The organism is Enterobacter sp. CM29 (assembly GCF_013179605.1).
GTDB classification, from domain to species: Bacteria; Pseudomonadota; Gammaproteobacteria; order Enterobacterales; family Enterobacteriaceae; genus Enterobacter; species Enterobacter intestinihominis.
The window spans coordinates 1-5,392 of sequence record NZ_JABMCU010000246.1 but is presented as its reverse complement, the minus strand read 5'-3'; the positions used below and the strand labels follow the sequence as shown (position 1 = coordinate 5,392).

The window sequence follows — 5,392 nt, the reverse complement described above, 5'->3', positions numbered from 1 at the left end:
GAGTTCACCCTGTTCAACGACCTGATGCCGCTGTCTCGTTCGGTGCGCATCAACCAGACCGTGTACGAATACGCTAAGTCCGGCGGCCGCATGTTGGCTCACACCTCCATGTCCGGTCAGATCGGTGCCGCGCTGGATGCCGTGCAGTACCAGTACGACGGTACTATGGTTCCGGTGCACGATACCGGCTTCAAGTTCCACTGGCGTGAGCCTCGCCTGAACAATCCGGATGCGTTCGACATCATCTCTGATGCTCAGTTCGAGTCCACCAACGAAGTCCGTCGCCAGTATGTGGATTACATCTACAACGGCTATCGTGACGCAGAAGGCAACTACATCAAGTTTGATGAGAAGACCTGGAAGGGCCTGAAGAACGATGAGCGCGTTGCGATGGTTGATCTGGGCGCATCTGGCCTGAATATCGACTTCACCAACGCCTCCGCCACGGCAGAGCAGATCCGTAACGCGGCGATTAAGCTGCGCGACACTCTCAAGCTGACCAACAATCAGTACGCAGAGCAGACCTGGTATGTGTCAAGCGCCATCATCTCCAACCTGGAACGCTACTTCAGCGACAACTACCAGTCTGACACCATCCTGCAAGAGCTTCTGAAACTGTCCGGTATTGCCGCGATTAAAGAAGATGCTCAACTGACTGGTAACCAGATCCTGATTGTTCCGCTGACTGCTGGCGTGATTGCTCCGATTGTAGGCCAGGCGTTCGGTACTGTTGCCGATCCGCGTCCGTTCTACAACAGCGATTACATCTGGCGCACCTGGGGCGCTGCTGGCCTGATGGTTAAGACCGACATCAACAGCAAGAAATCTGTCATCTACGCACACAGCTAAGGGGTAAACATGGCACTGGTAGAAATCATTACAGACAATCTGTATGCCGGTGCCAACCTCCGCAAACTGGAGGTTGGTGCGATCGTTGAAGTCGACGATGCAACAGCAGCACGCTGGAAAGCGACCGGTAAAGCGAAAGACACTGACAAGAAGAAGGGTGAAAAGCTCTTCGGCGAATCAGTACCAGCAGCATCACAGCCTAGCGATTTGCTCGAGCAGCTGGCGACGGTGACGAAGGAGCGTGATGAATCGCTGGAGCAGGTGGCTAAACTCACTGACCAGGCTGCAGCTGACAAAACCACGTTCGACGAGCAGTTGGCGGCGGTGACGAAGCGCGCTGAAGAGGCCGAAGCAGCACTGGCAGAAGCAACCAAGAAGGCGAAATAACCATGGCTGACCCAATCGCAGCGGCAGACGTGCAGGCGTTCCTCGGTGAATTGGGTTACTCCATTCCGGGCGCGCTGCTGGATCCAATCCTCTGCGTGGTCAACAAGATCATCCCGTGCCTCGATGGCGCGGGGTATGACGAGTGCACCGCGAAGCTGATCCTGATGTATGCCGCCGCGCTTATGGCTACGTCGTCCGGCGCGCGCCGCATCAAATCGCAGGGGGCGCCTTCTGGCGCGTCCCGTTCGTTTGAATATGGCGACGACAGCATTACCTGGCTGCGAGACTCGCTGGCCCGGCTAGATACCAGCGGCTGCACCGGAGAGCTGCCGATCAGTGCCGGTAATAGTGTCGGTCTGTTCATGGTGGTCGGAGGTTGCTGATGACGTACAAATCAGTTAAGCACGGTCTACCGCGCTCGTTCACCCGCGTCTGGGTGATTACCGACACCGGACGGGAAACTACCGGATACGTCAAATCGGATGGCGAGTGGTTCATTAACTGCCCTCGCATCCGGGCGACTGGCGCGAAAGTGCTGAGGTGGAAAGATGGCTGAACGATATGAAGTGCATGCGTTTAAATGCGATGGCTCTACGCACTTGTTTGTCTGGGTTAATTCAACGGGAGTGAAGTTTTTTTCATTTGTCGGAGGGTCATACGGCATCTGCAAAGACATGTTTATGAAAAGAGCTAGCGCTGAACTGATGGGGCGGCATTCAGGATATTTGCGAGGGCTGGTCGGATTGAATGATTCAATCATTGCGAAAGTGGAGACTTTTACCATATGAGCAGCGTTGCGAGCTGGAGTTACACCGCCACGGCGACCATCTGGCGCAAGCTTGAAGGCAATGACGAATACGGCGATCCGCTGGGCTATGCCGAACCTGAGCAAATCCTCTGTGATTACGAGGGCGGACTCAGCAAGAAGTTAGCCAGCCTGGGCGCCGAAATCGTCGTGAAGAATACCGTCTGGACTGAGTTCGCGCTGGCGGCTGCGGGGGATTACCTTCTGATAGGTGTGTCGACCGAAGCAGACCCGGTTGTGGCTGGTGCTGACGAGGTGCGGCAAGTTATCCGCTACGCCGACACGTTCGAGCGCCTGGCGGATGATTATGCGATACTGACAGGCATCTAACTACGGAGGTTTTATGGATATCGATTCGCTCACAATGTCTATCTCAGTGCTGGCGGTGGCTATTTCTGTTTACGCCGCTGCGCCGGTTCCTGAGAAGAAGTCCAAACAGATTAAGCGCACGCCTCCCGATCAGCTTCCACCCGAGGTTAGAAAGCTCATTGAGAACGTTGATGAGCTTGAGCGGATAGCAAAAAGTCTCTGAATAGGTCGCTCCGGCGGCCTTTTTTATTGCCTGGAGAAAGCCATGGGCATCAAAGTGCGCGGCGTTAAGCAGTCGAAAGCCGGGCTCAATCGCATCATCAACGACGTGAAAGGGCGTAAGGTAGTTAGGGCGCTACAGTCAGCAATGATAATCGGCAGCTCACAAGCCGCGTTGTACACTCCGATCGACACCTCAACACTGCTTAATAGCCAGTATCGGGAATTGATAAACAACGGCGTTAGGCTGACAGGGCGGGTGGGGTACACGGCCAACTACGCTGTTTTCGTTCACGACCCTAACGTTCCGCAAACCTTCCGTCGCGCCACCGCGCAGAAAGAGTTCCTCACCAAAGGCTTTGAAGACACCCGCAGCCAGATTGATGCCGTGATGCGCAAGGAGCTTTCAGTATGACACCTGCCATGTATGAGCGCGTGCGTAACTATTTTGTTGATGCCGGGCTTACCACTGGCTTCATCGTACAGTTGCTGGCGTGGGACGACACGACAAAATTAACTGATGCATTCATCGTGTTCCGGCCTAACGGCGGTACCGACATCCGAAATGACCTCGGATCTGATCACTACGTGCTGATGGATGTCATTTCCGCCAAAGATAAGCGCCGCGCAGCCGCTGAGAAGGCTCAGGAAATCATCAATCATGTCGAACAGAACGACATTACCGACGAATGCCTTGGCCTGATCCAAAACCTCGGCAATATGCCTGCACCTATCCTGACCGAAGAGGGCCGCCTGGTCTTCCGACTCCAGTTCATGTGCGTCTACGGCGAATAAACCATTACCAACCCATCAGGCTGCCATCCGGCGGCCTTTTTTATTTGAGAGGTACACATGCAAGGCTGTGCTAATGATTTTGGCAAGCTGATCGGGAAAGTAGCTGTGCTACGCATGGCCTTTGGCTGCCCCGACGCAGTGCCAGCGCTTTCTGAGTGGAAGCGTCTTGGCGCTATGACGACCAAGGGCATCGACTATTCGATGAATACCATCAACTCCGAGGCAGATGATGCTAAAGGGCTGGTGGAGAACCTGGTCAACAACATGGATCTGACGATCTCCGGCGAAGGTGAGTTTCGCAAGTCTGATAAAGATAACGAGATCGGCGCATGGCGTCTGTCGAAGTATATCTTTGACGAAGTCCAGGCCGGTCGTCAGCCTAACCTGTGGGTGCGGTTCGACTTTGCGGGTGAGAACGCCGGTACTTACATCCAGGGTTACATGAACACCACGTCATGGTCTGGTGATTTCGGTACCAACGATATCTCCACCTTCTCCGGCGAGTGGAAGGTCTACGACGCCGACACTGTCGTGTTTGAAGTCGCTGATTCTATCGCGGCCACTGGCGTTGAAGTTACCCCTGCAGCTGCATCTCTGGTCGTTGGCGCAACCCAACAACTCAGCGGCGCGGTTCAACCAACCGATGCGACTAACAAAGCGATCACCTGGACGACTTCGGCGCCATCCATCGCCACTGTCAGTTCAACCGGTCTGGTGACAGCAGTTGCCGAGGGCACCGCGACTATTACGGCTACCACTTCTGACGGTGATTTCACCGACACCTGTGCAGTTACCGTGACTGCCGCGCCGTAATCACTACAAAGGGCGGCGTGCTGCCCTTGATACTGGTTATGGAGAGCGATATGACACCTTTGAAAGATATTGGCGAGTGCCTTATTGGTGCTGGCGGCCGTGAATACTTCTTCCGGCCATCGTTCCGCAATATGACGCGGATCGGCGAGCCAGAGCATATCGTCCGCATTTTTTATGCGCTGTTCAATGACGATGTAGCAAAGATGCTTGAAGCGGCGCGCGAAATTCACAGTGTGATACCGGAGCATCAGCGCAGGTTTTACGCCTACTATTTCGGTGATATTTCCCTGCCGAAGTGGGCTCTGGATGCGGCAGGTTCTGCCGCGTTTGTGCGTGAGGCATTACTCTCGGCTATTAACGTCATTCAGTCCTGCTGTGACGAGGACGTTTCCGAGCTGACAGGCTGGCATGAGCCTTCACGTACTGGCCAGCGCACATTCGTATGGCACCGCGGATCGCTTCCGCCGGAGAACCTGATTCTGATAGCTCAGTCACTGATCATGCATGGCGTTATCGGACGGGCGAAGGTTCGTAAGTTGCAGAAGCACGAAAGCAAGGAAACGACACCGGAGTTCCGTGCAACTGAATACATCATGGCGGCGCGAAACCATTTTGGGATCAGCAGGGAAGAGGCTGAAAACCTTACCATGACCGAATTCGCGATGATGCTAAACGCCAAATACCCTGACCAGAAAGGCTTCACCAGGGAAGAGTACGACGCTGTTATGGACGATGACGATCGCCGCTGGCAGGAAATGATTGAGCGCGAAAAATCAACAAAGAAAGCCGCCTGAGTTAATAATGGATGTACCGTAATCGCCTGACCGGGCGTAATATGAGTCGACAATAAAACTCAGGGGATAAGAGTGAAAAAAATACTTTTAGCTTTGGTTATTCCGCTGATTCTGACTGGCTGTAAACCCGGTGATGAAAAGGCAATATCTTTAGCGAAATCTGAAGTTGCTGCAAATCTTAAAGACCCGGCCAGCGCACAGTTCCGGAACGTAAAAGTATCAAAGATGACTGATGCCGAAGATGGTCGTGTCGTCGCTGTTGTCTGCGGAGAGATCAACGGCAAGAACGGTTTCGGAGCCTATGCGGGGTTTCATCCGTTCTTCGTTGAGCTGAGCATGAAATCGAAGGGGATCTTCTCGAAAGGCGTTGATTATGCGCTTGGAGATCATTTCCTGAGCACGAGTGATACACCGACTCCGC

12 protein-coding genes are annotated in these 5,392 nt (G+C 54.0%); all 12 read left to right on the top strand.

The window, feature by feature from the left end; genetic code table 11:
• Window positions 1-849 (top strand): major capsid protein (locus tag HP459_RS20945; protein ID WP_171936774.1); only part of this gene is annotated, 849 nt, incomplete at its 5' end.
• A 9-nt stretch (window positions 850-858) separates the two neighbouring features.
• Window positions 859-1,236, top strand: a complete 378-nt coding sequence (locus HP459_RS20940) for a hypothetical protein (protein ID WP_171936773.1) — start codon at window positions 859-861, stop codon at window positions 1,234-1,236.
• A 2-nt stretch (window positions 1,237-1,238) separates the two neighbouring features.
• On the top strand, window positions 1,239-1,619 hold the full coding sequence (locus HP459_RS20935) for a hypothetical protein (protein WP_110875447.1): 381 nt from the start codon (window positions 1,239-1,241) through the stop codon (window positions 1,617-1,619).
• Complete coding sequence (locus HP459_RS20930) at window positions 1,619-1,792, top strand: 50S ribosomal protein L13 (RefSeq protein ID WP_171936772.1); 174 nt, start codon at window positions 1,619-1,621, stop codon at window positions 1,790-1,792. Before HP459_RS20935 ends, HP459_RS20930 begins: the two co-directional genes overlap by 1 nt.
• Window positions 1,785-2,024 carry a hypothetical protein gene (locus tag HP459_RS20925; protein ID WP_171936771.1) on the top strand — a complete coding sequence of 80 codons (240 nt, stop codon included), beginning with the start codon at window positions 1,785-1,787 and terminating at the stop codon, window positions 2,022-2,024. The genes HP459_RS20930 and HP459_RS20925 overlap by 8 nt, the downstream gene beginning before the upstream one ends.
• Entirely contained in the window at window positions 2,021-2,371 is a 351-nt protein-coding gene (locus tag HP459_RS20920; RefSeq protein ID WP_171936770.1) for a hypothetical protein, read from the top strand. The genes HP459_RS20925 and HP459_RS20920 overlap by 4 nt, the downstream gene beginning before the upstream one ends.
• A 13-nt stretch (window positions 2,372-2,384) precedes the next feature.
• Window positions 2,385-2,573 (top strand): hypothetical protein, encoded by a 189-nt coding sequence (locus HP459_RS20915; RefSeq protein ID WP_045324574.1) that lies wholly within the window; start codon window positions 2,385-2,387, stop codon window positions 2,571-2,573.
• A gap of 42 nt (window positions 2,574-2,615) precedes the next feature.
• Complete coding sequence (locus HP459_RS20910) at window positions 2,616-2,984, top strand: hypothetical protein (RefSeq protein ID WP_014883994.1); 369 nt, start codon at window positions 2,616-2,618, stop codon at window positions 2,982-2,984.
• Complete coding sequence (locus HP459_RS20905) at window positions 2,981-3,364, top strand: hypothetical protein (protein WP_171936769.1); 384 nt, start codon at window positions 2,981-2,983, stop codon at window positions 3,362-3,364. Before HP459_RS20910 ends, HP459_RS20905 begins: the two co-directional genes overlap by 4 nt.
• Window positions 3,365-3,421: 57 nt before the next feature.
• Window positions 3,422-4,177: an Ig-like domain-containing protein gene (locus HP459_RS20900; RefSeq protein WP_171936768.1), complete on the top strand. Its 756-nt coding sequence runs from the start codon at window positions 3,422-3,424 to the stop codon at window positions 4,175-4,177.
• Window positions 4,178-4,227: 50 nt separating this feature from the next.
• A complete protein-coding gene (locus tag HP459_RS20895) occupies window positions 4,228-4,971 on the top strand; it encodes a DUF6246 family protein (protein ID WP_171936767.1) in 744 nt (247 codons plus the stop codon).
• 72 nt (window positions 4,972-5,043) lie between these two features.
• On the top strand, window positions 5,044-5,392 hold a 349-nt coding region (locus HP459_RS20890; protein WP_171936766.1), incomplete at its 3' end, for a lipoprotein.

Coding starts and splice junctions, on each gene's coding strand:
- HP459_RS20905 (WP_171936769.1), top strand. CDS start 2,981: ATGACACCTGCCATGTATGAGCGCGTGCGTAACTATTTTGTTGATGCC.
- HP459_RS20920 (WP_171936770.1), top strand. CDS start 2,021: ATGAGCAGCGTTGCGAGCTGGAGTTACACCGCCACGGCGACCATCTGG.
- HP459_RS20940 (WP_171936773.1), top strand. CDS start 859: ATGGCACTGGTAGAAATCATTACAGACAATCTGTATGCCGGTGCCAAC.
- HP459_RS20895 (WP_171936767.1), top strand. CDS start 4,228: ATGACACCTTTGAAAGATATTGGCGAGTGCCTTATTGGTGCTGGCGGC.
- HP459_RS20930 (WP_171936772.1), top strand. CDS start 1,619: ATGACGTACAAATCAGTTAAGCACGGTCTACCGCGCTCGTTCACCCGC.
- HP459_RS20925 (WP_171936771.1), top strand. CDS start 1,785: ATGGCTGAACGATATGAAGTGCATGCGTTTAAATGCGATGGCTCTACG.
- HP459_RS20935 (WP_110875447.1), top strand. CDS start 1,239: ATGGCTGACCCAATCGCAGCGGCAGACGTGCAGGCGTTCCTCGGTGAA.
- HP459_RS20910 (WP_014883994.1), top strand. CDS start 2,616: ATGGGCATCAAAGTGCGCGGCGTTAAGCAGTCGAAAGCCGGGCTCAAT.
- HP459_RS20900 (WP_171936768.1), top strand. CDS start 3,422: ATGCAAGGCTGTGCTAATGATTTTGGCAAGCTGATCGGGAAAGTAGCT.
- HP459_RS20915 (WP_045324574.1), top strand. CDS start 2,385: ATGGATATCGATTCGCTCACAATGTCTATCTCAGTGCTGGCGGTGGCT.